This window comes from Salinigranum marinum, from assembly GCF_024228675.1.
GTDB lineage: Archaea > Halobacteriota > Halobacteria > Halobacteriales > Haloferacaceae > Salinigranum > Salinigranum marinum.
The window spans coordinates 462039-484534 of sequence record NZ_CP100461.1 but is presented as its reverse complement, the minus strand read 5'-3'; the positions used below and the strand labels follow the sequence as shown (position 1 = coordinate 484534).

The 22496-nt window shown below is 69.4% G+C and carries 22 protein-coding genes, 1 tRNA gene and 1 pseudogene; 15 read left to right on the top strand and 9 right to left on the bottom strand.

The window, feature by feature from the left end:
• Nucleotides 1-332: 332 nt before the first annotated feature.
• The 9 genes and pseudogenes from NKJ07_RS02225 to NKJ07_RS02185 form a co-directional block, all read left to right on the top strand.
• Nucleotides 333-524 (top strand): annotated as a pseudogene (locus NKJ07_RS02225) (RNA-guided endonuclease TnpB family protein); the annotation flags it as partial.
• A gap of 43 nt (nt 525-567) precedes the next feature.
• Nucleotides 568-2130, top strand: coding sequence for an ABC transporter substrate-binding protein (locus NKJ07_RS02220; protein WP_318568966.1), 1563 nt, complete (start codon nt 568-570; stop codon nt 2128-2130).
• Between the two features lie 7 nt (nt 2131-2137).
• Nucleotides 2138-3136 carry an ABC transporter permease gene (locus NKJ07_RS02215; RefSeq protein ID WP_318568965.1) on the top strand — a complete coding sequence of 333 codons (999 nt, stop codon included), beginning with the start codon at nt 2138-2140 and terminating at the stop codon, nt 3134-3136.
• Nucleotide 3137: 1 nt separating this feature from the next.
• A complete protein-coding gene (locus NKJ07_RS02210; RefSeq protein WP_318568964.1) occupies nt 3138-4253 on the top strand; it encodes an ABC transporter permease in 1116 nt (371 codons plus the stop codon).
• Nucleotides 4250-5488: an ABC transporter ATP-binding protein gene (locus NKJ07_RS02205; protein ID WP_318568963.1), complete on the top strand. Its 1239-nt coding sequence runs from the start codon at nt 4250-4252 to the stop codon at nt 5486-5488. The genes NKJ07_RS02210 and NKJ07_RS02205 overlap by 4 nt, the downstream gene beginning before the upstream one ends.
• A complete protein-coding gene (locus NKJ07_RS02200; protein ID WP_318568962.1) occupies nt 5481-6809 on the top strand; it encodes an ABC transporter ATP-binding protein in 1329 nt (442 codons plus the stop codon). Before NKJ07_RS02205 ends, NKJ07_RS02200 begins: the two co-directional genes overlap by 8 nt.
• A 33-nt stretch (nt 6810-6842) precedes the next feature.
• The gene (locus NKJ07_RS02195) at nt 6843-7790 is read left to right on the top strand and encodes a DMT family transporter (RefSeq protein WP_318568961.1); all 948 of its coding nucleotides are present in this window, start codon (nt 6843-6845) and stop codon (nt 7788-7790) included.
• A 575-nt stretch (nt 7791-8365) separates the two neighbouring features.
• The gene (locus NKJ07_RS02190) at nt 8366-8626 is read left to right on the top strand and encodes a DUF8028 family protein (RefSeq protein ID WP_318570521.1); all 261 of its coding nucleotides are present in this window, start codon (nt 8366-8368) and stop codon (nt 8624-8626) included.
• Nucleotides 8627-8674: 48 nt separating this feature from the next.
• On the top strand, nt 8675-8863 hold the full coding sequence (locus tag NKJ07_RS02185; RefSeq protein ID WP_318568960.1) for a DUF8178 family membrane protein: 189 nt from the start codon (nt 8675-8677) through the stop codon (nt 8861-8863).
• Nucleotides 8864-9210: 347 nt separating this feature from the next.
• Here the strand turns inward: NKJ07_RS02185 and NKJ07_RS02180 are convergent, their stop codons facing one another.
• A complete protein-coding gene (locus tag NKJ07_RS02180; RefSeq protein ID WP_318568959.1) occupies nt 9211-10065 on the bottom strand; it encodes a hypothetical protein in 855 nt (284 codons plus the stop codon).
• A gap of 170 nt (nt 10066-10235) precedes the next feature.
• On the opposite strand from NKJ07_RS02180, the gene NKJ07_RS02175 reads away from it, so the two are divergent.
• The gene (locus tag NKJ07_RS02175; protein WP_318568958.1) at nt 10236-10958 is read left to right on the top strand and encodes a hypothetical protein; all 723 of its coding nucleotides are present in this window, start codon (nt 10236-10238) and stop codon (nt 10956-10958) included.
• Between the two features lie 74 nt (nt 10959-11032).
• On the opposite strand, the gene NKJ07_RS02170 is transcribed toward NKJ07_RS02175, so the two are convergent.
• The 4 genes from NKJ07_RS02170 to NKJ07_RS02155 form a co-directional block, all read right to left on the bottom strand.
• The gene (locus NKJ07_RS02170; RefSeq protein WP_318568957.1) at nt 11033-11260 is read right to left on the bottom strand and encodes a DUF7385 family protein; all 228 of its coding nucleotides are present in this window, start codon (nt 11258-11260) and stop codon (nt 11033-11035) included.
• Between the two features lie 82 nt (nt 11261-11342).
• Nucleotides 11343-11501, bottom strand: coding sequence for a hypothetical protein (locus NKJ07_RS02165; RefSeq protein WP_318568956.1), 159 nt, complete (start codon nt 11499-11501; stop codon nt 11343-11345).
• 209 nt (nt 11502-11710) lie between these two features.
• Nucleotides 11711-12193: a M48 family metallopeptidase gene (locus tag NKJ07_RS02160; RefSeq protein ID WP_318568955.1), complete on the bottom strand. Its 483-nt coding sequence runs from the start codon at nt 12191-12193 to the stop codon at nt 11711-11713.
• Nucleotides 12187-12345 (bottom strand): hypothetical protein, encoded by a 159-nt coding sequence (locus NKJ07_RS02155; RefSeq protein ID WP_318568954.1) that lies wholly within the window; start codon nt 12343-12345, stop codon nt 12187-12189. The genes NKJ07_RS02160 and NKJ07_RS02155 overlap by 7 nt, the downstream gene beginning before the upstream one ends.
• Nucleotides 12346-12673: 328 nt before the next feature.
• Here NKJ07_RS02155 and NKJ07_RS02150 point away from each other — a divergent pair, with 328 nt between their 5' ends.
• The 3 genes from NKJ07_RS02150 to NKJ07_RS02140 are packed head-to-tail and all read left to right on the top strand — an operon-like array spanning nt 12674 to nt 16014.
• Nucleotides 12674-14146, top strand: a complete 1473-nt coding sequence (locus tag NKJ07_RS02150; RefSeq protein ID WP_318568953.1) for a COG1361 family protein — start codon at nt 12674-12676, stop codon at nt 14144-14146.
• Entirely contained in the window at nt 14136-14825 is a 690-nt protein-coding gene (locus NKJ07_RS02145) for an ABC transporter ATP-binding protein (RefSeq protein ID WP_318568952.1), read from the top strand. The genes NKJ07_RS02150 and NKJ07_RS02145 overlap by 11 nt, the downstream gene beginning before the upstream one ends.
• Nucleotides 14815-16014, top strand: a complete 1200-nt coding sequence (locus NKJ07_RS02140; RefSeq protein WP_318568951.1) for an ABC transporter permease — start codon at nt 14815-14817, stop codon at nt 16012-16014. Before NKJ07_RS02145 ends, NKJ07_RS02140 begins: the two co-directional genes overlap by 11 nt.
• 347 nt (nt 16015-16361) lie before the next feature.
• Here the strand turns inward: NKJ07_RS02140 and NKJ07_RS02135 are convergent.
• Nucleotides 16362-16513 (bottom strand) — tRNA-Met (locus NKJ07_RS02135).
• Between the two features lie 279 nt (nt 16514-16792).
• Here NKJ07_RS02135 and NKJ07_RS02130 point away from each other — a divergent pair.
• Nucleotides 16793-18043, top strand: coding sequence for a DUF7115 domain-containing protein (locus NKJ07_RS02130; RefSeq protein ID WP_318568950.1), 1251 nt, complete (start codon nt 16793-16795; stop codon nt 18041-18043).
• A gap of 4 nt (nt 18044-18047) precedes the next feature.
• Here NKJ07_RS02130 and NKJ07_RS02125 read toward each other — a convergent pair whose 3' ends face one another.
• On the bottom strand, nt 18048-18413 hold the full coding sequence (locus NKJ07_RS02125; RefSeq protein WP_318568949.1) for a DUF5830 family protein: 366 nt from the start codon (nt 18411-18413) through the stop codon (nt 18048-18050).
• A gap of 92 nt (nt 18414-18505) precedes the next feature.
• A complete protein-coding gene (locus NKJ07_RS02120; RefSeq protein ID WP_318568948.1) occupies nt 18506-20047 on the bottom strand; it encodes a hypothetical protein in 1542 nt (513 codons plus the stop codon).
• A gap of 254 nt (nt 20048-20301) precedes the next feature.
• Here NKJ07_RS02120 and NKJ07_RS02115 point away from each other — a divergent pair, with 254 nt between their 5' ends.
• Entirely contained in the window at nt 20302-20955 is a 654-nt protein-coding gene (locus NKJ07_RS02115) for a TVP38/TMEM64 family protein (RefSeq protein ID WP_318568947.1), read from the top strand.
• Here the strand turns inward: NKJ07_RS02115 and gpmI are convergent, their stop codons facing one another.
• A complete protein-coding gene (gene gpmI, locus NKJ07_RS02110; RefSeq protein ID WP_318568946.1) occupies nt 20956-22470 on the bottom strand; it encodes a 2,3-bisphosphoglycerate-independent phosphoglycerate mutase in 1515 nt (504 codons plus the stop codon). It lies immediately after the preceding gene.
• Nucleotides 22471-22496 lie beyond the last annotated feature (26 nt).

Genomic DNA, 22496 nt, shown 5'->3' with positions numbered 1-22496 from the left:
GGCAAGCGGGCTACTTAAACGTACGCCAGCGCAGGGGTGGGGGGGAACGGCGGTACCGAGTTCTTACGATGTTTAGCTTGAGATAGGCGCTAGGCCCACCCTCAACGAGTACCGCAGTCCGCGCCAGCAGACAAAGAACACAGTAGGGTGGGATTACAGCGCCGTCATCATCTGTCTTGCACGTTCTATTGCTGATCCACAGGCCCACGCAAGCAGTTATACTCACGACCGCCGGATAACCGGTCAAGATGGACGTTCCGACCTGTCAGCTTCGACTCGCTCGTCGTTCCATGCGGAGCGACTCGCTTCTTACGAAGGTGACAGACACGGATGGCGTTCAAACGCGACAAGAAGCGTGCGCTGTCCCATGGAACTTTCGCGTCGAGCAACTAGGAGTGGGACACTCCGAAGCAGCGCCTGTGGTGACTGCGCTCCCTGTGGATACACCCGTATCTGCAAAGCGCGTCGTGGAAGCAGGAAGTCCCACCCTCAGCGAGCGCGTCAGCGCGAGCAGGGTGGGGTAGTTCACACATAGCATATATACCTGTCCTGCGCAAAGGACGGCCTATGACCTCCGACGACACGCTCGGTAGGCGGAGATTTCTCGAACTCAGCGGGACGGCGGCGGCCGTCGCGGGCCTCGCCGGCTGTAGCGGGAGTGGTGGTGGCGGCGGCGGATCGACCCAGGAGTTCCCCGTCACGATCGTCCAGGGGAACATGCCCTCGGGGCTGGACCCCCACGACCACCGCGAGACGCCGACGGACGTCGTCATGCTCCACGCGTACGAGGGCGTGCTCACCCGCACGGCCGACGGCTCGATCACCGAGGCACTCGCGACGGGGTACGAACGGGTCGACGGCGAGAACACGGTCCGGTTCCAGCTCCGCGAGGACGTCACCTTCCACAACGGCGACGCGCTCGCGCCCGAGGACGTCGCCTACTCGATCAACCGGATCGTCCGAGAGGGCGTCGGCTTCGCCAGCCCCCAGAGCGACCAGCTCGCGGGCGTCACCGGTGCCGAGGTGGCCGACGACGGGAGTGTCGTGGTCGAAAACGACGGGCTCAACCCCATCGTCTTCTCCGAGTTCGCCACCTACTGCGACGTGATGCAGCAGAGCTGGGTCGAGGAGCGCTCGAAGGCCGAGATCGGTCAGGAGATGAACGGCACCGGCCCGTTCCAGCTGTCGTCGTACACGGAGGACGAAGAGGTCGTGTTCACTCCGTACGAGGACTACTGGGACGACACCGCCGCGGTGACCGAACTGACGTTCCGCGCCGCGAGCGAGGCCGGCACCCGTGTCAACCAGCTCCTCCAGGGCGAGGCCGACGTGGTCGTGAACGTCCCGCCACAGGAGGTCCAGCGGGTCAACGACAGCGACACCGCACGCATCGCCTCGGCACCGAGCACGCGCGTCATCTACAACGCGATGCGGTACGACGTCGAGCCGTTCTCGTCGCAGGCGTTCCGCCAGGCGATGAACTACGCCGTCGACCTCGACAGCATCGTCGAGAACGTCCTCGGCGGCTTCGGATCGGCGACCGGCCAGCCCACGCTCGACGGCTTCGTCGGGCACAACCCCGACGTCGATCCGTACGCGTACGACCCCGGCCAGGCCGAGCAGCTGGTCGAAGAGAGTGGCCACGCGGGCGTGGAGATCGAACTCAACACGCCCGTCGGTCGCTACCTGAAAGACCTCGAGATCGCACAGGCGGTCGCGGGCTTCATCGACGAACTTCCCAACGTCTCTGCGTCCGTCCGCCAGCGCGACTTCGGCTCGCTCGTCGACGAGCTCCTCACGGGCAACATCGAGGACAAGCCGCCGTGGTATCTCATCGGCTGGGGCGAGGCGACGTTCGACGGCGGCCTCGTGATGACCGCGCTGTTGACGAGCGACGGCCAGCTCACTTCCTGGAGCAACGAGGAGTTCGACGCGCTGTTGAGCCAGGCGGCCGAAGAGTCGGGGGACACGCGCGAGGCCACGCTACGGGAGGCGAACGCGCTCGCACACGACCAGGCACCGTGGATCTTCCTGAACCGCCAGTTCAGCGTCTACGGCGTCTCCGAACGGGTCGCCTGGGAGGCTCGGAGCGACGAGCGCATCGACGCGTACGCGATGAGCCCGCAGTAGGTCGTCGATGTCGCTGGCCAGGTTCCTCGTCAAGCGGGCCCTCCAGGGTGTCCTCGTCGTCTGGGGCGTCGTGACGGTCGTCTTCGCCCTCCGGTTCGTCTCGCCGGGCGATCCCGCGAACGTCCTGCTCCCACCGGACGTCGACCCTGCGGTCCGCCGGCAGGTCGTCGCGGAGCTCGGGCTGAACGACCCCCTGCACGTCCAGTACTTCGACTTCGTCACCGGCGTTCCGATGGGCGATCTCGGCTTCTCGCTCGTCACCCGAACGCCCGTCACGGCGCGGGTCGTCGCGAAGATCCCGGCGACGCTGGAGCTGGCGGTCGCGGCGACGGTCGTCGCGGTCGTCATCGCCGTCCCGCTCGGCGTCGTGAGCGCCACCCGGCGGCACGACCCCGCGGACTACGGCGCGACGCTGTTTTCGCTTCTGGGCATCTCGACGCCAAACTTCTGGCTCGGCGTGATGCTCATCATCATCCTCGCCGTCCAACTGGATCTGTTCCCGACGAGCCAGCGCCCGATCGGCCTCGACGGCGTCGTCGGACTGCTCCTCGCAGGGCGCGTCGCCGGCGCGGCCGACGGCCTCCTGACGTGGCTCTGGCACGTCACGCTCCCGGCGATCACGCTCGGGACGTACTTCACGGCGCTCATCACCCGGCTCACCAGGAGCGGGATGCTCGACGAACTGGGGAAGACGTACGTCCGTGCGGCGCGCGCGAAGGGGTTACCCGAGACGCTCACGCGCTACCGCCACGCGCTCCGCAACACGCTCATCCCGGTCATCACGGTCGTCGGCCTCCAGTTGGGGACGCTCATCGGCGGGGCGGTCATCACGGAGGCGGTGTTCGCGTGGCCCGGGCTCGGCACCCTGATCATCGACAGCATCAACGCCCGGGACTGGCCCGTCCTGCAGGGCTCGCTCATCGTCGTCGCCGTCGCGTTCGTCCTGGTGAACATCGTCGTCGACACGCTGTACGCGTACGTCAACCCACAGGTGGCGTTCGACTGAGATGCCTCCTGGACTCCTCACCCGCGTTCTCGGGTCGCTCAGGTCGGCCGTCTCGCCGCGCACGCTGCGGAACCTCAGGCGCGAACTCCGCCGAAGCGGCCTCGCGAAACTCGGCATCGCGGTCGTCGCGTTCGTCCTCCTGATGGCGGCGCTCGCGCCGCTCGTCGCGCCGTACAACCCCGGCTCGCAGAACCTCGAAGAGGCGCGCACACCCCCGCTGGGCTTCTCGACGACCGAGACGCGGGAGGTGACCGTGCGGGAGAACGGCAGCGTCGTCATCGAGGACGGGCAGGTCGTTACCGAGACCAGGCGGGTGTCGAACAACGCCACCGCCGCGCATCCGCTCGGTACCGACGGCAACGGCCGCGACATCCTCTCCCGGCTCGTCTACGGCGCGCGTACCTCGATGCTCGTCGGCGTCTTCGGGACGGCGCTCGCCGCGCTCGTCGGCGTCTGCGTCGGCCTCACCGCGGGCTACGCGCGCGGCCGCGTGGACGACAGCCTGATGCGGGCCGCGGACGTGATGCTCGCGTTCCCGTCGCTCGTGTTGGCGATCGCGCTCGTCGGCGTCTGGGGCCAGGCGCAAGTGACCTTCCCCGATCCTCTCGTGACCTCCGGGGTCGCCGCGGCTTGGCGCGGCGCGGTCGGCCTCCCCTCGGCGGGGGCGATGCCGACGAACGTCGTCCTCCCGGGGACGGTCGTCGTCGTCGTCGCGCTCGTCAACTGGGTCTGGTTCGCGCGCGTCTCGCGCGGCGAGGCGCTCGCGCTCAGACAGGAGGAGTACGTCAAGGCCGCGCGGGCGCTCGGAGCCTCAGACGCGCGGATCGTCTTCAGACACGTGCTCCCGAACGCGATCACCCCGATCCTCGTGCTGGCGACGATCCAGGTGGCGGCGATCATCCTTCTCGAGAGCGCGCTCTCGTTCCTCGGCTTCTCCGGGGCGAACGTCTCGTGGGGGTTCGACATCGCGCTCGGTCGGCAGTACCAGTCGACGGCGTGGTGGATCTCGACCATGCCTGGCCTCGCCATCGTCGTCACCGTCATCGGGCTCAACCTCGTCGGTGACTGGCTCCGCGACGCGCTCGACCCCGGCATCGAAGGGGAGGGAGGGGTATGAGCTCTGACTCTTCACCGGGCGCGTCGGCGGCCGCCGACGACCTGCTTCGGGTCCGCGACCTCCGGACCCGGTTTTTCACCGAGGAGGGCCAGGTCAACGCCGTCGAGGGCGTGAACTTCGACGTCCGCGACGGCGAGGTGTTCGGCATCGTCGGCGAGTCGGGGTCGGGGAAGTCGGTAACGGCGCTGTCGCTTATCGACCTCGTTGACGCGCCGGGGCGGATCACGGGCGGCGAGGTGTGGTATCGGGATGCACCACTCGCCGACGAGTTCCGCGACTCGACGCCCGAGGCGGTCGACGGGGACTTCGTCGACCTCCGCCGACTGCCCGGCGGCGTCCGGCGGTCGCTCCGTGGCTCGTCGTTCTCGATGGTGTTTCAGGACCCGATGTCGTCGTTCAACCCCTCGATCACCGTGGGGACCCAGATCGCCGAAGCCGTCGAGGTCCAGCGGCGCGCGCGGGCGAACCCCCGCCGGACGCGCTCGCGCACACAGGGGTACGGCCTCGGCCAGTACGTCCGCGACACGCTGCTCCCCTCGCGGGACTACGTCTCCGAGGAGAGCCGCGAGCGGGCGGTCGAACTGCTGGATCAGGTCGGCATTCCCGACCCCGAAGAGCGCGCCACGGAACACCCCCACCAGTTCTCCGGCGGGATGCTCCAGCGGGCGATGGTCGCCCAGGCGCTGGCGGGCGAGCCTGACCTCCTCGTCGCGGACGAACCCACGACGGCGCTCGACGTGACGATCCAGGCGCAGATCCTCAACCTCCTCCGCGACCTCCAGCGCGACCGGGGGATGAGCGTGGTGATGATCACCCACGACCTCGGCGTCATCGCGCGGATGTGCGACCGCGTCGGCGTGATGTACGCCGGCGAGATCGTCGAGCGCGGGACGCTCGAAGACGTGTTCGACCGCCCGGTCCACCCCTACACGCAGGGGCTGTTGGGATCGATCCCCGACATCGAAGACCCCGCGCCGCGACTGGAGCCGATCCCGGGCAACGTCCCCTCGCTCCTGGACAGCGAGATGGGCGACCGCTGTTACTTCGCCGACCGCTGTCCGAAGGCGATGGACGACTGCCTCGGTCGGGTCGCCGAGCGTCCGGTCGACGGCGAACACGCCGTCCGCTGTGTCCTCGCCGACCGGGGGTTCGACCCGGACGCGGCGCTCGGCGACGAGTACTTCGCGGGTGAGCAGCCCGAGGTCGAGGAGGGGGAGGCGACCGCCGATGACTGACCGAGCGCCGCTGGTCGAGGTGCGCGACCTGAAGAAGTACTACTTCGAGCAGGACACCCTCGTCGACCGCCTCCTGGGCAGGGAGGCACGGAGCGTGAAGGCCGTCGACGGGGTGAGCTTCGACATCCACGAGGGGGAGACGCTCGGCCTCGTCGGCGAGTCCGGTTGCGGGAAGTCGACGACGGGCGAGACCCTGCTCCGACTGCGAGAGGCGACGGGCGGCGAGGTGCGGTTCGACGGCGACTCGGTGTTCGATCTCTCGAAGACGGGACTCGACGCCTTCCGCCGGCGGGCGCAGGTCGTCTTTCAGGATCCCTTCTCCAGTCTCGATCCCCGGATGACCGTCGGCGACATCGTCGCCGAGCCGTTCGTCGTCCACGACCTGCCCGACGAGCCCGGGTCGAAGAGCAAGCGCGAATGGCGGCGCGAGCGCGCGAGCGACCTCCTCGAACGGGTCGGGCTCTCGGCGACACAGCTCGACCGCTACCCACACGAGTTCTCGGGTGGGCAGCGCCAGCGGATCGGCATCGCCCGGGCACTGGCGCTCGATCCCGAGTTCGTCGTCCTCGACGAGCCCGTCTCCGCGCTCGACGTGAGCGTCCAGGCGCAGGTGCTGAACCTCCTCGCTGACCTCCAGGCAGAGTTCGGACTCACGTACCTGTTCATCGCACACGACCTCTCGGTCGTCCGGCACCTCTGTGACCGCGTCGCAGTGATGTACCTCGGGAACATGGTCGAACTCGGCCCGACGGACGAGATCTTCGACGCCCCGGCACACCCGTACACCCAGGCGCTCTTAGAGAGCGTTCCACGGGCCAGCGTCGCCGAACACGGCCGGCGGGTCGACGCGCTCGCGGGCGACGTCCCCTCGCCACGCGACCCGCCCTCGGGCTGTCGGTTCCGGACCCGCTGTCCAGCGGTGATCCCCCCCGACGACGTCGAGATCGACCAGTCGGTGTACCGCGACGTGATGGACCTCCGCGACGCGCTCGAACGGGGTGAGCTCGTCCCCGAGGCGGCCTCCGAGCGGCTCGACGCCGCCGAGAGCGACGAGGCGGCGTTCGTCGACCACGTCCGCGAGTCGTTCTTCGACGGCTCCCTCTCGGGAGCGAACGCCCGCGTGGTCGACGAGGCGCTCGGCGCGCTGGCCCGCGGGGAGCGCGAGGTGGCGACCGCGACGCTCCGCGAGCGGTTCGAGAGCGTCTGCGAGACGCGGCGTCCCGAGCGCGTCGGCGACGGTCACGGGACGGCCTGTCACCTCGTCGCCGACGGCGAGACCGGGGACGATCGATCCCGGTCCGACGCCCCGGAGACGAACTGAAAGACACTTCTACACCCGCCGAGTGGAACCAGTGTGACCCGGTACCGGAACCTCGTCCTCTTCGTCCTCCTGGCCGCGGTGTGGGGCTCGGCGTTCATGGCGATCAAGGCGGGCCTCGCGTACTTCCCGCCCGTCCTCTTCGCGGCGATCCGCTACGACATCGCCGGGATCGTCATGCTCGCGTACGCCGCCTACGTGCTCGACGACCCGATCCCCCGCGGCCGCGACCAGTGGGCCGTGGTCGCCGTCGGTTCGCTCCTGTTGATCGCCGGGTACCACGTCCTGCTGTTCGTCGGCGAGACCGATCCGGCGGTCACGTCGGCGGCCGCGGCGGTCATCGTCTCGTTGAGCCCCGTCCTGACGACGGGGTTCGCCCGACTCTTGCTCCCCGGCGAGCGCCTCACCGCGGTCGGCACTGTGGGGCTCTTCTTGGGTCTCGTCGGCGTAGTCGTGCTCACCCAGCCGAACCCGAACGACCTGTTGGGCGGTGGTGCGGTGGCGAAACTCCTCGTGTTCGGTGCGGCGACGGCGTTCGCGCTCGGCTCCGTGCTCACGCGCCGCATCGACGCCGACGTCCCGATCGAGACGATGGAGGCCTGGTCGATGGTCGGCGGCGCGCTCGCCATGCACGCCGTCTCGGCCGCGATCGGCGAGTCAGTCGGCGCGATCGTCTGGACGACCGAGTCGATCGCGGCGCTCGCGTACCTCTCGCTCGCGGCCTCGGCGCTCGGCTTTCTCATCTACTTCGACCTGCTCGACCGGCTGGGCCCCATCGAGATCAACCTCGTCTCGTACGTCGCCCCGGTGTTCGCGGCGATCGCGGGCTGGCTGTTCCTCGCGGAGGTGCCCACGGCGTACACGGTCGTCGGCTTCGTCCTCATCTTCACGGGGTTCGTGCTGGTCAAACAGGGCGCGATCCGCGCCGAACTGCCCCGGCTTCGACAGCGCGGCCGCCTCGCGTTCGCGCGAGAGGACGACTGAGCCGAACCGAGGGCGTCGTCGACCGGGACGACACCCTCGGGAGCCGAGCCCCACGTAAATAGGGTTGGAGATAGAAGGATTACTATTTTAACACTTCGACCAGTACCATCGAACGGACCCTCCGAGGGCCGAACCGGAGGTCCCACTCGACGCGTCGGCCAGTGAGAGCACGGGGGAAGGGGGGAGATACCATGCTCGGAGGACACGAAGCGTCACACTGGCCACCACGTCCGGGTGTCACTCTTCGGGAGTCAGGAGGTCACCGAGAGAGACGTGGGAACGAGCACACGGTGACACGCCGCGAGCGGACGCCGACACGACGGACTTCGACGGCTGTGGGGACGCACGAGAACACCGCCGGCATCGGTTACGGAATCGATTGCCGCTTTTACGTCAGACGTTCATATCCAAACTCGTTCGACGAATAAAAGAGTTAGAAACGGTGATAAAACGTTAACGGACACTGGACGGAGTTATGAACGATTAGTTATCAACCCGATACGGTGCTGAAACAAGCTTAACCCTCGGGCGGTTATATGTACGCAGCCGTCGTGGCGACGAGTGAGGTAATCTCCATGTCGAACTCCTCGCCCTCGGTCTCCCGCGAACGCGCCTCTCGTCTGCGGGAGGTGGTACAGTCACAGTCCCTCCAACACGGCGTCCGGCTCGTCGCCGCACCCCTCCGGTTCGTCGGCTTCTGGGCTGCCGTCGCCCTGCCCTTCCTCTACCTTCCGCTGTTGGTCAGCGGTCTCGACGGGCAGGAGACGCTCGTCTTCGGACTCCTATTGGCCCTTAATGCGCTCGCGCTCGTCGTCGGCCACGGACACGGCCAGTGAGCAGTCGAAAGCGCAACCTCCATATTCACCGACTACTCACCTGCCCGTATGGGATTGAAACTCAGCAAGAAAGGGCTCGTGGGTGTGGTCCTCATGCTGGTCGGCACGCTGGCGTTTCTGCCCGGCCTCATACCCAGTTCGGGCCAGGCCGCCACGTTCGCGCTGCTACCGGCTGCACTCCTCTTGACGTACGGGACGTACCTGGTCGGAACTGACGGCGGCGGCCGCCCGGTCTGAACCCACGGCGACGCCCGCGGTTTCTCTGGGCCGTTCTCACCGCTTGCCGACCGCCAGGTGTACCGTGGCCGCACCCACACGACGCGGGCCCTCGGCGGTGTCGCATCGAAGTCGGAGGAGAAGATCCGAACGAGCGAAACGTTCGGCATGTCGAACGCGGGTACCGTCGGTCCCGTCGACGCCGGAACGCGTGCCTACTCCGTCTAACCGAGGCGGTGGTAATAAACACACCTCTCCGACTCTCCCTCCGGATAATCGGACGTCGTCACCGACGACTCCGGTCGCGGGGTCGCTCGGTCGCCAGAGCGCGACCCCAACCGACGGCCGATCGACGCGTCGAAACCCAGTCAGGGACGGTGGAGTTCACCGTCGCGTTCCTCCAGCACGCCGCGGTCGACGGCGCGCCCGATCACCTCCGCGGCCTCTGGCGCGGTGAGGTCGTACGCGCTCTGTGCGACGGCCTCCGCCTCCGCTCGTGGGATGGGGAACTCCCGGTTTCGGAGGAACCGAAGGAGTTTGTGATACACTCGGTCGAGGTCGTCACGCACGGGCGGGTCGTCGGTCGACGCGGACTCCGTGTCGGTGGCGTCGGGCGCATCGTCGGTCGACTCGCTTCGGGGCCCGGTCGCGTCGGTGTCGGTACCGCCGGGTTCGTCCGCTGGTCGGTCTCCCGCCGCGCCGTCCTCGTCGACGTCTTCGGACGCGTCGTCAACATCACCCCTGTCACCCGCACCACCCGCGTCCGCCGTGGATGTCGCGGTCGCCGGGGACGGTTCGGCCTCGGCGACGCTCGGCCCCTCCTCGTCGGGTTCGTCCGCCGGGGGGACGTTGCGTGGCGCGGGATCGGTCACGGGCGACTCCGTCGTCGCGTCCGCGTCGTCAGGCGTCGACACGCCAGTGAACGTCACGTCCGTCTGGCTCGACTCGTCGTCGGTCGGACCGACCGCCTGGTCCGGTTCGCTCGTCGCGTCCGCGTCCTCGTCGGCTGCGGTCCCGCCCGGTGAGGGCGCGTCGCGGGGGCCGTCAGCGTCTTCGAACCGTTCGACGATCGGTGTCAGCACGTTTGTGAGCTTCGTGTGACACCGGTCACAGAGGACGACCCGCTGGGACGCGTTGTGTTCCCGCAGGTCGCTCGGGAGTGTCTCGTACTCCGAAAGCGCCTCCGTCGTCCCACAGAAGTAACAAGACCGCAGTTGGACCATACGCCGCCAACGACCACGAGCCTGCTAAACGTTTCGCTCAGTTGTATCAGATGTGATAACCGGGCACCAACAGCTATACGCCGCGGACGCCACCCTTCACGTATCGAACCGCCCGGCAGCCGCCGACCCGCGTCCGGGGAGCGGACGACCGACAGCATCCACCGCAGCCGATGAGCGAGACACCCCCAACCGGTGACGACGCACCGCGGGAGCGACCGCCCCGCGCGGACGCGCCGCTTCGTCGGCTCCTCGCGACGGCGGCGACGCCGCTTCTCACCGCGGTCGTCGAACGGTTCTGGCAGGACCGCGGCTACCGCACCGCCCGAACCGACCGCAGCGGGCACCGGTTCGTGCTGGTTCGCGACACGGACGGCGAACCCGTCCACGTCGTCTGGGTCGACCCCGAGGCGGCGGCGACGCCGGGGCACGTCGAGCGGCTCGACCGAATGGCGGCGTCGTTCGGCGACGCCGACGCCACGCTCACGAGCGGCCGGGACTACGACGCCGCGGTGTACACGGCCGCCGAGGAACACGGCATCGAGTGTCTCGCCAGCGACCAACTCGTCACGCTCGTCGACCGTGCGGGACTGCGCGGTCTCGTCCGTGACCACGCCCAGTCGGGCGGGGGCACCGCCGTCGCCGACGGCGGCGCGACGGCCAGCACGACCCGGGAGCTCCAGCCCCCGGCCGACCACCCGGTGGCGGTCCGGGCCGGCCTCGTCGTCGGGGGAGCGGTGTTGTCGCTGTTGGCGCTGTGGGGCGGTGCCGCGCAGGTGACCGCACGACTCCAGACCTGCGGCGGGGACTGCCCGCTCCTCTGGGGGGCCAGTTTCCTCCCGTTGCTCGCGATGCTCCTCGGGAGCTTCGCGGTCGCGGTCGGCGTGTTCGACTGAGGACCGTCGACCACGCCGGTCGTCGCCCGGCCGTCGGGCGGAGGGTCGAAAGTCGAAAGATGGCGGCCGCGGGCTCAGGGCTTGTGCGTGAACAGGACGACCTGCCCGTCGTGGCTCGTCGTACAGAGATCCAGCGGCATACTGAGTTCGAGACTGTTGTACTCGTCCTCACAGACCACGAGGTCGTCGAACGACTCCCCGCACGCCGGGCAGGTGATGCTGACCGTGTTCCGGTACCGTCGGATGCCGCCGGCGGTCTCTTGGACCGTCAGCGACGCGAGCATCTCGTCGAAGTCTTCCATGGTCGGCGTGGGTTGGCGGACGGCATAAATCTCGGGGGCTGAGCGGGGTTCGTCCCGACGTTACTGTCGACGGCGCCCGTCGTCAGGGCTCGCCGGTCGCCCACTCCTCCTCGCCGAACGCGGGCGGGAGCGGGCTCCGGTTCGTCGTCGAGAACGTTCGCGGTGCGCCGGTTCGGCGGCGCGTCTCTCGGTCGGCCGGTGTCGTCGGTGTCGAGTCGGCGGGTTGGGGTGTTGTGCTCATTCGGTGAGTGGGGGAACGGATCGGGACGGTCGGGTGACGATGCCACAGCGGGGAGAATCAGACGCGTACGCGTACTTCGGACATCGTCGTTCGATTTCAGGTATATCATGAACTATAATAAAAGTTGTGTGAGGGGCGGTGTCGTACCACGGTCGACAGCCCGTGCGACCCACCCGATGCAGCCCGTCGACGCTCCCCATGACCCGGTGTTATCGGCGGCGGTTCGCCCGACGGACGAGCCGGTCGAGCCGCTCTTCGGTCGGCGGATGCGTCGAGAGCGGTCGGGTGAGCGGGTGGTCGTCGGTTCCCCGGACCGTCAGCGAGGAGAGGAGCCACCGGTCGGTTGCGACGTTCAGTTGCCGGAGCCCGCTGGCGAGCGCGAGCGGTTTACCGGTGACCCGCGCGGCGCGGTCGTCGGCCGCGAATTCGCGCCGCCGGGAGTGCGCGAACAGCGCCACGACCAGGACGAAGAGGAAGGCGCCGACGCTGTCGGAGATCACCCGGCGGAGTTGGGCGAACGGAGTATCCGTCCGGCGGACCGACCGCCCAGCCGCCCACGCGACGCCGCGAGCGAGGCCGACGAGCGCGAGTGCAAGCGGGAGCGAGCAGACGAACGCCACGCCCGTCACCGTCTGGACGGCGCTGTACGCGAGGGTCGTCCCGAACCGGTCGCTCAGGTAGCCGATCAGCACCTCGTGGCCGCGAGCACGACCCCGGTCGTCGGGAGATTCGTCGCGCCGTGGAACGCGGTCGCGAACAGCCGGAGGAGGACGATCGCCGCCGCGGGGTACAGCGTCGGCGACCGACAGCCCGACCGCGAGCATCGAACGCCGACCCGTCGCATGACTCGGCGTACGAGCCTGTCGGCCACACAGCTGTCGTCCCGTGCGACGCCGCCGGGTGACGACAGCCGTGTGACGGTCCAGCACAACTATCGATACGTTTTTGTGTGCTACTCGTCCACTCCCGGCTAGCCTCCCCCTTCGAAACAGTGTCTTGATGGGTCGCGTGAGAACGGGAGGCTCACGGGCACGCCGGTGGACCGCCGCTCCTGGCGATCCCCACCGGCCGTGAACGTATCCCGATACCGACTGGTGGTACGAGGTACTGAGCGGACACTCACCTGGACGGCAAGAGATAAGCCCGCGGCACATGAGTGGCTATCCGAGCTCATGTCCCCGGAACGAACTCCTCTCGGCGTAGTCGCCACGTTCGCGATACTCTGTCTCCTGTGTGGCCTCGCCGCGACCCCGACCCCGGCCGCCGCACAGTCGGCGTCGGTCGTCGTGACGAACGCGACCCACACGCCGACGACTCCAAGTGCCGGCGATACGTTCGAGGTCAGCGCGACGATCCGCAACGAGGCTGGGGCCGACGGCCCGTTCAGAGTCAGAGAGGTCGCGGTCCAAGTGCCCGGTCGCGGCCCGGCGGGCTACTCGAGCGCCGGCGACCTCGGGACGCTATCGCCGGGATCGTCGATGCAGGTCACACTCACGGCGACGGTCGACGAGCCCGGCTGGCACCAGCTTCGGGTGCTCGTCTACGGGCAGACGCTGACCGGACGGGCGGTCCAGGTGACGTACCCCGTCACCGTCCGAGTCGTCGACCAGCAGCGACCGCAGCTCGATCTCGACTTCGAGGACGGCGTCGTGGGGGCCGAGTCCGACGTCGACGTGACTGTGGCGAACGGGCTCACCGACTCGATCCGGAACGTCAGGGTCGAACTGGCGGGCGACGGCGTGCGCGTCGACCGACCGGGCCGCGTCCGGTCGGCGCTCGCGGCCGAATCGGAGGCGAACTACACGTTCGGCGTGACGCCCGAGCGCGCCGGCGACCGGCAACTCACCGCGCGGCTGACGTACACCGACGCCACCGGCGAGCAGCGAGCCGTCACGGAGCGGTTCCGCTACGTGGTCGAGCCCCTGGAGAGCGAGGTCCGACTCGACGTGGCGACCGTTCGCGGGGAGACGCCTGCCGTCGAAGTGACGGTCGTCAACCTCGGGAACGCACCGCTCGAGGACGTGGCGGTCACCGGCGAGAGCGGCGAGGCGAGCCTCTCGACCACGCTCCTCGACAGGGTCGACTCCCGCACCTCGGAGACGGTCCGGCTCAACGTCACAGATCTCGCCGCGGTCGGGACGGAGCTCACCGTCCGCGCCGACTATGAGGTCGGCGGCGAGCGCCGAGAGACGACCCGCGAGGTCGGCGGGGCGTTCGTCCCGGGACGGGTCGACCTCACCGGGATCGACGTGACGGGGACGAACGACGGAACGGTTCGTATCACCGGTACGGCGAGCAACGTCGGCACGACGGGCGTCCAAGCTGTCACCGTCCGCGTCGCGTCGACGGACTCGGTCACCCCGGCGAACCCCGGCAAGGAGTACTTCGTCGGCTCGATCGCCGCCAGCGACTTCTCGTCGTTCACCGTGAACGCGCGGCTCGACGGCGGGAACCGGACGACGATCCCGCTCGAAGTGACGTACCTCGTCGACGGCGAGGAGCGCACGCGAACCGTGCGGGCAACGTACGACCCGCCGGAGACCCCCAGCGGCGGCGGCTCCGGCTTCCCGCTCGTCGGCGTCGGCGTCGTCCTCGTGGTGGCCGTCGCAGGGGTGTTCCTGTGGAGGCGCCGCCGTGCTGCTTGAGGCCCGCGACGTCAGCCGGCGGTACGACGTCGGCGCGGAGGTGGTGACCGCGCTCGACGACGTGGACTTCACCGTCGAGCGCGGGGAGTTCGTCGCCGTCGTCGGCCCCTCGGGGTCGGGCAAGTCGACGCTGTTGAACGTGCTCGGCCTCCTCGACACGCCGAGCGAGGGGACCGTGCTCGTCGACGGCGTCGACTCCGGGGAGCTGTCGGACACCGAGCGGACGGCGCTCCGGCGTGAGACGATCGGGTTCATCTTCCAGAGTTTCTACCTCATTCCCACGCTGACGGCCCGGGAGAACGTCGCCCTGCCCCGGCTGTTCGTCGGGTCGGCCGCCGAGCGCAACCGGCGCGCGGTCGACCTGCTGACGCGGTTCGGCCTCGGCGACCGCACGGAGCACCGCCCGCCACAGCTCAGCGGCGGCCAGCAACAGCGCGTCGCAATCGCCCGGTCACTGATCAACGAGCCGGGTGTGTTGCTGGCCGACGAACCGACGGGCAACCTCGACCAGTCGACGGGCACGCAGATCCTCGGCGAGTTCGAGGCCATCACGGAGGAGGGCGTCAGCGTCGTCGCCGTCACCCACGACCGACTCGTGACCGACCACGCCGACCGCGTCGTCGAACTGGTCGACGGTCGACTCGGCGCGTCCTCCCGGGAGACACAGCATGTCTCGTGACGGCCCGTCGTGGCGCGCTCCGTCGGGGCCGGACCGCCCCGAGGACGCGCCGGGCGCGACGCTCGTGGACCGCTTTCCCGTCCTCGCGCTGGCCGCACGCAACCTCACGCGGACGAAGACGCGCTCGGTGCTCGCGGCGCTCGGGATCGCCATTGGCGTCATCGCCATCGCCTCGCTCGGGATGTTCGGCTCCGCGTTCCAGCGCTCGCAGATGGAGAACATCGGACAGATCGGCAACGACGTGGCGGTCGCCCCCGGCGAGGACCTGGGGCGGGACAACTTCACCGAGACGCAGTTGCGCGAGATCCAACGAGCGGCGGGCGGGACCGAACTCGTCGCGGTCAAACGCGACAGCCGGGAGGTGACCTTCCGCGGGGAGACCCAGAACCGAACGGTGTACGGCCTCGCCGATCCGAACTCCCTGTACGATGTCCGGCAGGGGTTCATCCCGGACCAGTGGCGCGACGGGGCTGTCGTCGGGAGTCAACTCGCGGCCGACGAGGGGATCCGCGCCGGTGAAGCACTGACGGTCGACGGGCAGACGTTCCGCGTCGTGGCGGTGCTCGACGAGACGGGCCAGGCCGTCATCGTCAACCCGGACAACGCGGTGCTTTTGCCGCCGGACCGGTTCGACGAGAACACGTACGCGCAGGTGGTCGTGCTGTCTGAGTCGACCGCCGAGGCCAATCGGACGGCGATGGACATCCGAACGGCGATGAACGGCCGGCAACAGCGCGTCCAGATCTTCGAGTTCGGCCAACTCGCCGACCAGATCAACCAGCTGTTCTTCCAGCTCAACCTCTTCCTCGTGGGGATCGGCGCGGTCTCGCTCGTCGTCGCCGGCACGAGCATCCTCAACGTGATGCTCATGTCGACCGTCGAACGCCGCGAGGAGATCGGCGTGCTCAGGGCAGTCGGGTTCGAGAAGCGCGCCGTCCTCCGCATCCTGCTGACGGAGGCAGGCATCCTCGGCCTCGCCGGCGGGACCGTCGGCGTCGTCGTGAGCTTCCTCATCGGTGCCGGCGTCAACAGCCTCTTTCTCGGCGACCCGCTGGCGTTCGACACGCTCAGCGTCTTCTACCTCGCCGCCGGCTTCGCCTTCGGCGTCGGCTCCAGCCTCCTGAGCGGGGCGTACCCCGCGTGGAAGGCCGCGACGCTCGACCCCGTGCAGGCGTTGCGGGGGAGCTGACCGACCGACCTCGCGAACGGGTTCGCACGGCGCTCCGGTCGCCGTTCGCTCGCGTCCGCTCCCTTTGCCCGACAGACGCCGCGATGCGGTGGCGCGCGGAAGCGAACGGAGTGAGCGGCGCGTGAGGGACGAGCGATCGAGCGACCGGCGGGAGCGAGTGGGCGAGTCGGCTGGGGAGGATCGTGGTCCCACCGCCCTGGCGACCACTCTCGGTCCGTCGCTTCCGTCCGTCTCCGCCGACTCACCGCTCGGTGACGCTCGCGGCGACCGTTCCGGGTTCTCCGCCCGCGTCACGGCCGGTCCGTGGAGACTCGTTACTCGCTGACGCGAGGACTCGTCCGAGAACATGGCCGGGGCGGGCTCCGAACCCGCGATCTCCGCATGGCCCAGGTCCGAGGCTCGGCAGGCCCCGTGGGGTGACGGAGGCTTCCAAGGCGGTACCGCACCGAATCTCAGAACCCTATGAGTGCGGCGCTATGTCCAGCTAAGCCACCCGGCCTCACTCTGCCGTACTGCGGTCCTGCCCTTCAACCTTCCTATCCTCGTCGGGCGAGTCGTATGCCATCATGCGGCGTGTGGGGACCCGCCATCGCCGTCGATCGGATGTGATCGCACTCCCCCGGCACCGGCGCGGCGTCGCGCGACGAGTCGGCGCGGCCGGTCGCGACCGACCGGCGTGCGAACGGCGGACGAGCGTCTGACGGCGGTGTTCCTGCGGGCCTCGCCTTTTGATACCCCCACCCACGGATTTATGCCGACCGACCGGGACGTGGAAACCATGACACGCCCGGACATCGTCCAGTCGGCGCTCGGCGATGAAGGGGTCGCCGCCCGCGTCGATCTCGGCGACGACGCCCTGTTCGTCACGCCGACGCGGACGATCCTCTACCACGCCGACAAACTCCTCTCCGACGAGTCGGTCGAGGAGTACCCCCACGGTGCCGAGCGGATCACCGTCTCGCCGGGGCGTCGCAAGTCCACGGTGACGCTGGACTACGGGCTCGACGGCGAACGGACCATGACGGTCCCCTCGAAGACGGTCGACAGGGCGCTGCACCCGGTGCTCGCGGGAACGCTCAACGCCGTGGGCGTCACGGACCCCGGCGAGACGATCAAGGAGACGTTCCGCTTCTCGGAACTCACGCTCGTCATCACGAGCGACCGCCTCGTGAAACACATCGGCAACGCGGTGTGGGACGAGGAGTTCGAGGAGTTCCACTACGACGACGTCACCGACCTCGCGTTCGAGGAGGGAAGCGTCGCCACGACGGTCGTCCTCACGCTCGCCGGGCGGCAAGAGCGGTTCAAAGCGCCGAACGAGCGGGCACGGGAGGTCCGCGAGCGCCTGACCGAGGTCGTCCTCGCCCACCACGGCGTCGACAGCGTCGCCGAACTCCGCGAACGGTTCGCGCCCGACGCCGACGCCGCGGACGAACCCCGCTCGTCGACGGTGTCGTTCGGCGACGGGCCGACGCCGCTGTCGGTCAACCCCGGTGAACTCGCCGAACAGCCGGCGAACGCGACCAGGAACGACGAAGACGCCGATACCGACGAACGCGAGCGCGAGGCGGTCGACGCGGCCCCCACGCCGTCGGCCGGAGGTGACACCGACGGGGAGCCACTGACCGCCGACGCGGCCAACGCCACCGGCGCGACCGCACCGTCCGAGACGACCCCTGACGAGGGGGAGGCCGCCGAAAGGGCGGGCACGACGGCGGCGGAGCCGACGGACGGGGAGACCGACGGATCGACCCGGACCGCCGAGTCGGCGGGAGAGTCGGAAGCGGATCGGGACGACGACGAGCGGACCAGCGGGCTCGACACCATCGAGACCGGCGACCTGCTCGGTCCACAGGACGATGGCGAGAGCCGGTCGAGCGCCGATCCGGGGGCGCGAGACGACGAACTCGCGGCGCTGGCCGCCGAGGTCGAGGCGCTCCGCGAGAGCGTCGAGGCGCAGAACGAGCGCATCGCCCGGCAGGAGGAGCTTATCGAACGGCTCATCGTCGAACTCCGCAATCGCCTCTGAGTCGTCAGTCGCGGCCGAGTACCTTCCGCACACACGAGGAGCCGAACGGCCCGAGTTCGCCCGCGTCGAACCGGACGAAGTGGCCGGTCGACAGCCCGGCCCCGCAGCGACGACACTCGAACTCTCCCTCTCTGACGACGACCTGGCTGTCGAAGCGGACGAACGTGCCGCCGCGTCGCGTCCGGACGCGCGCTCCCTCGCGGTCGATGATGCCTCTCATCTCCGCCCTGTCGAGGATCTCGCGAGTGAGCGAGGGGTCGGTCGTGACCGTCTCGATGCGGTCGACGACGTCCGCGAGGGGAAGTTCGTCGGTTTCGAGGTGGGCGAGCAGGTCGAGCGCGAGTTCGACCCGGTCGGAGCGCTCGGTCACGTCTCGGCGTTCTTCGGTCGCGGGAATAAGCGTTCCGCGCTCTCCCCGGGGACGCGGCGTCCGGCCGGTGTTTGCGACGAGAGCCGCTCGGGTCAGTCGCCGTCCCCGACCGTGTCGACGAACCGCTCGGTCGCGTTCACCAGCAGCCGTTCCGAGAACCCGGCGGCGAACGCGACCGCCAGGACGAGCCCACCGCCGCCGCTCTCGGTGACGAGCGCCGGGTTGAGGACGCCACCGACGAGCATGACGTAGAGCGCGATCGCCGCGATCACCCCGAACAGCAGGCGGGCGATCGTCATCTCGAGATCGATGCTCGGGTCGGGGAGCGACGGATCGGTGTCGATCCGTGTCGAGACCGCCCGTAGGGAGAGGATCGTGCTCGTCGTCGCCCCGAACAGGCCGAACAGGGCGACCTGCGGAATCGACGCCGCCACCGCAGGGATCGGAACGACCGACAACAGGACGACGAGGCCGACGACGCCGGTGAGGATGCCGACGCGCAGCAGCCGCGAGAGGGTCCGAAGCCGCTGTCCTCGTCGACGGTACGCGTCCTGGAGAACCATCGCCGCCTCCATGACCGCGCTCTCGTCAACGTCGGGTTTCACACGGCCGTCCGTCGTGGTCAGGAGCCGTCGAACGTACGCGACCTCGCGCGCCCCCAGTCGGCTCTCCGCGAGGTTCAGGAGGCGGTTGCACTGCGTCAGCAACCACGCCGCTTCGGTCTTTCCCCCGCGTCCGGACGTGTGGGTGAGGGTGGTCGGGCCGTCCGACACGGTGAGACTGACTTCCAGTTGTGGCTCGGAACTGCCGGGTCCCGCCTCCAGCGCGGCGATCGTCAGCCGGAGCGGGATGAACTGTCGCTTCGCCGTATAGTAGTGCTGGAGGAAGTCGTTCGTGCGACGCTCGTCGACCGCCTTCTCCGCGACCGCGAGGCTCGCCTTACTCGCCTCGATCGCTCGTCTCCCCTTTCGAGCCTGCCGTTCGATCGCCGGCAGATCGGCACCGGAGCCGTCCGACGCGGTTCGGTCCGCGACCGCCTCGTTCAGTCGTCGCTCGTGGCGCTCGACGACGCGACGGTACGCGTCGATCGCCGAGTACTGCTCGCCGGCCACGGATTCCCAGCGGTACGCCGGCGGGTGAATCAACACCGCCGTGAGCGCGCCGGTGACGAGGCCGACGGCGACGAGCGACGGGAGCGACCCCGCCACGAGGAGCACCGCCGTGACACCGCCCGCCGCGACCAGCCCGGTGACGAACGCGACCGCCGGCGTGGACCACGGCTGTGTCGGCCGTCGTGGCCGAGGGGTGAGACGGGACAGCGCCCCGCCGGCGATACCGCCCGCGACACCGACTGCCAGGACGATGACCGGAACCGACGCGGTCAGTTCCGTGACGATCCCGAACGCCGCGAGGAGTACCCCGAGCACGGCGACGAGGACGACCACCCGGAGCAACAGCACGTCGTGCCACCGCCCGGTCGGTCGCGTGCGACGGTCCTCCCCGGTCGAGTCACTCGACTGCTGTGAGTCCTCCGGTGGCACCGACCAAGCCGGCGTCCCCACGTCGATCTCGCTGTCCGTGTCGGTCCGCGACTCCGCGGTCACGACATCGGCCCGGCTCTCACGGTGACCCACCTCGAACGGGTCCGAGACGGCCGTACACGCCTCGACGATCGACGCTCGGTCCTGCGTTGTGTCATGAGATCACCTCTCGGATCGACAGTAATACGACGCCGAGGGACATATACGTGTCAGTCGATCGTTGACACTGCCTGGCGACCGCGACGGCGCGTGTGCGTTCGCGTCGAGAGCGAGGTAGGTTCGTGGTCGGGTCCAGGCGAGGAGGAACGAGCACAAAGCGTATACCCTCCCGTCGGGACACGTCGCGTATGCCACGGTCGCGCCTGTTGGTCGGGGGCGGGGTCCTCGCCGTCGTCGTCGCGGCGGCGCTCGTCGCGCCGCGGGCGACGCTCGCCCGGCTGGCGTGGCTCGCCGCCGACCCGCTCCGGTTCGGCGTGGCCCTGTTGATAGTGGCGCTCCTCCGCCCGCTCGTCGCCTGGCCCACGACGCTCCTGGCCGTCGCCGCCGGCTACGGCTACGGCGTCCTGGGGCTACCGTACGCGCTCGCGCTCATCACGCTGACGAGCGTCCCGCCGTTCGTCGTCGCCCGCCACCTCGGCCGCGAGTCGTGGGTCGCCGGCGCGGGCGAGCGCGTCGTGAGCGAGGCCGGCGGGCTCCGGAGCGTGGTCGGCTCGCGGCTCCTCCCTGCACCGTCGGACGTCGTCTCGGCCGCCGCGGGCGTCTCCGGAGTGTCGCTGCCGACGTTCGTCGTCGGCACGACCGTCGGGGAACTGCCGTGGGCCCTCGCCGGCGTGCTCGCCGGCACGTCGCTCGACTCCCTCGCCGACGCGTCGCTCGGGACGGTCGACCTCCGGGTTGTCGTCGCCGCCGGCCTCGCCGCGGCGCTCCTCCTCGCAGGTCCGGTGTACCGCGCGTTCTTCCGGCGGGCGGACGAGCCGATTCCCGGCGTCGACGCCGAGTGACTATTCGAGGAGCGACTCGCCCGTCATCGCCGCCGGCTGGTCGACGCCGACGAGTTCCAACAGCGTCGGCGCGAGATCGCAGAGCGACCCGCCCGCCCGGAGCGACCGCCCACCCGCGGAGCCGTCGGGCGCGAGGTAGACGATGGGCACGGGGTTTGTCGTGTGGGCGGTGTGGGGCTTGTCGGGCGTGCCCATGTCGTCGGCGTTGCCGTGGTCGGCGGTGACGAGGACGTGGCCGCCCGCCGCCTCGACCGCGGCGACGAGCCGTCCGAGTTGCGCATCGACGGCCTCGACCGCGGTGACCGCGGCGTCGAAGTCGCCGGTGTGTCCCACCATGTCGGGGTTGGCGTAGTTGAGCACGAGCACGTCCGGATCGTCGGCGTCGACGATCTCGATCGCGGTGTCCGTGACCGTCTCGGCGCTCATCTCGGGCTGGTGATCGTACGTCGGCACGTCTGGCGACTGGATGATCCGCCGGGTCTCGCCGTCGAACTCGACCTCGCGGCCGCCGTTGAGGAAGTAGGTGACGTGAGCGTACTTCTCGGACTCGGCGAGGCGGAGCTGGGTCTTACCAGCGTGAGAGAGAACCTCGCCGAGCGTGTCCTCGGGCTCGTTCGGCGGGAAGGCGACGGGGAAGTCGAACGTCTGGTCGTACTCGGTCAGCGTCACGAGTTCGATCTCCGGCGGCGAGGTATCGAACGGCCACTCGGGGTCGACGTCGCCGAGCAGTCGGACGAGCTGGCGGGCGCGGTCCGGCCGGAAGTTGAAGAAGACGACCGCGTCGCCGTCTTCGAGCGCGGGCCCGCCCTCGACGAGCGTGGGCTCGACGAACTCGTCGGTGTCGCCGCGGTCGTACGACGCCTCGACAGCCTCGACCGCCGTCGTGGCCGAAAACTCCGCCTCGCGGTCGACGATCGCGTCGTACGCGCGTTTCGTCCGCTCCCAGTTCCGATCGCGGTCCATCGCGTAGTAGCGGCCCGAGACGGTGGCGACGTCGCCCGTCCCGCGGTCGGCGGCGTGCGCTTCAAGGTCGGCGAGGTAGTGCCGGCCACCGTGAGGGTCGGTGTCGCGTCCGTCCATGAACGCGTGGGTGACGGCCTCGACCCCTCTGTCGGCCGCGATGTCGACGAGCGCGTGGAGGTGGCCCTGTTCGGAGTGGACGCCGCCGTCGGAGACGAGCCCCATGAAGTGGACCCTGCTGTCGTGTTCGGCGGCGTGGTCGAACGCCGAACTGATCGCGGGGTTCTCGGCGAACGAGCCCTCGGCGATGGCGTCCTCGATGCGGGTGTACGCCTGTTTGACAACCCTGCCGGCTCCGATGTTGAGGTGGCCGACCTCGCTGTTGCCCATCTGCCCCTCGGGGAGGCCGACCCGCCTGCCGGAGACGTCGAGCGTGCTGTACGCGCCGTGGTCGGCGAACCGGTCGAAGTTGGGCGTGTCGGCCGCCTTGACCGCGTCGCGTCGGTCGTGGTCACCGAGCCCCCAACCGTCGAGGATGACGAGCGCTGCCTGCATACCCGAGTGCTCACCGCCGAGCGGTA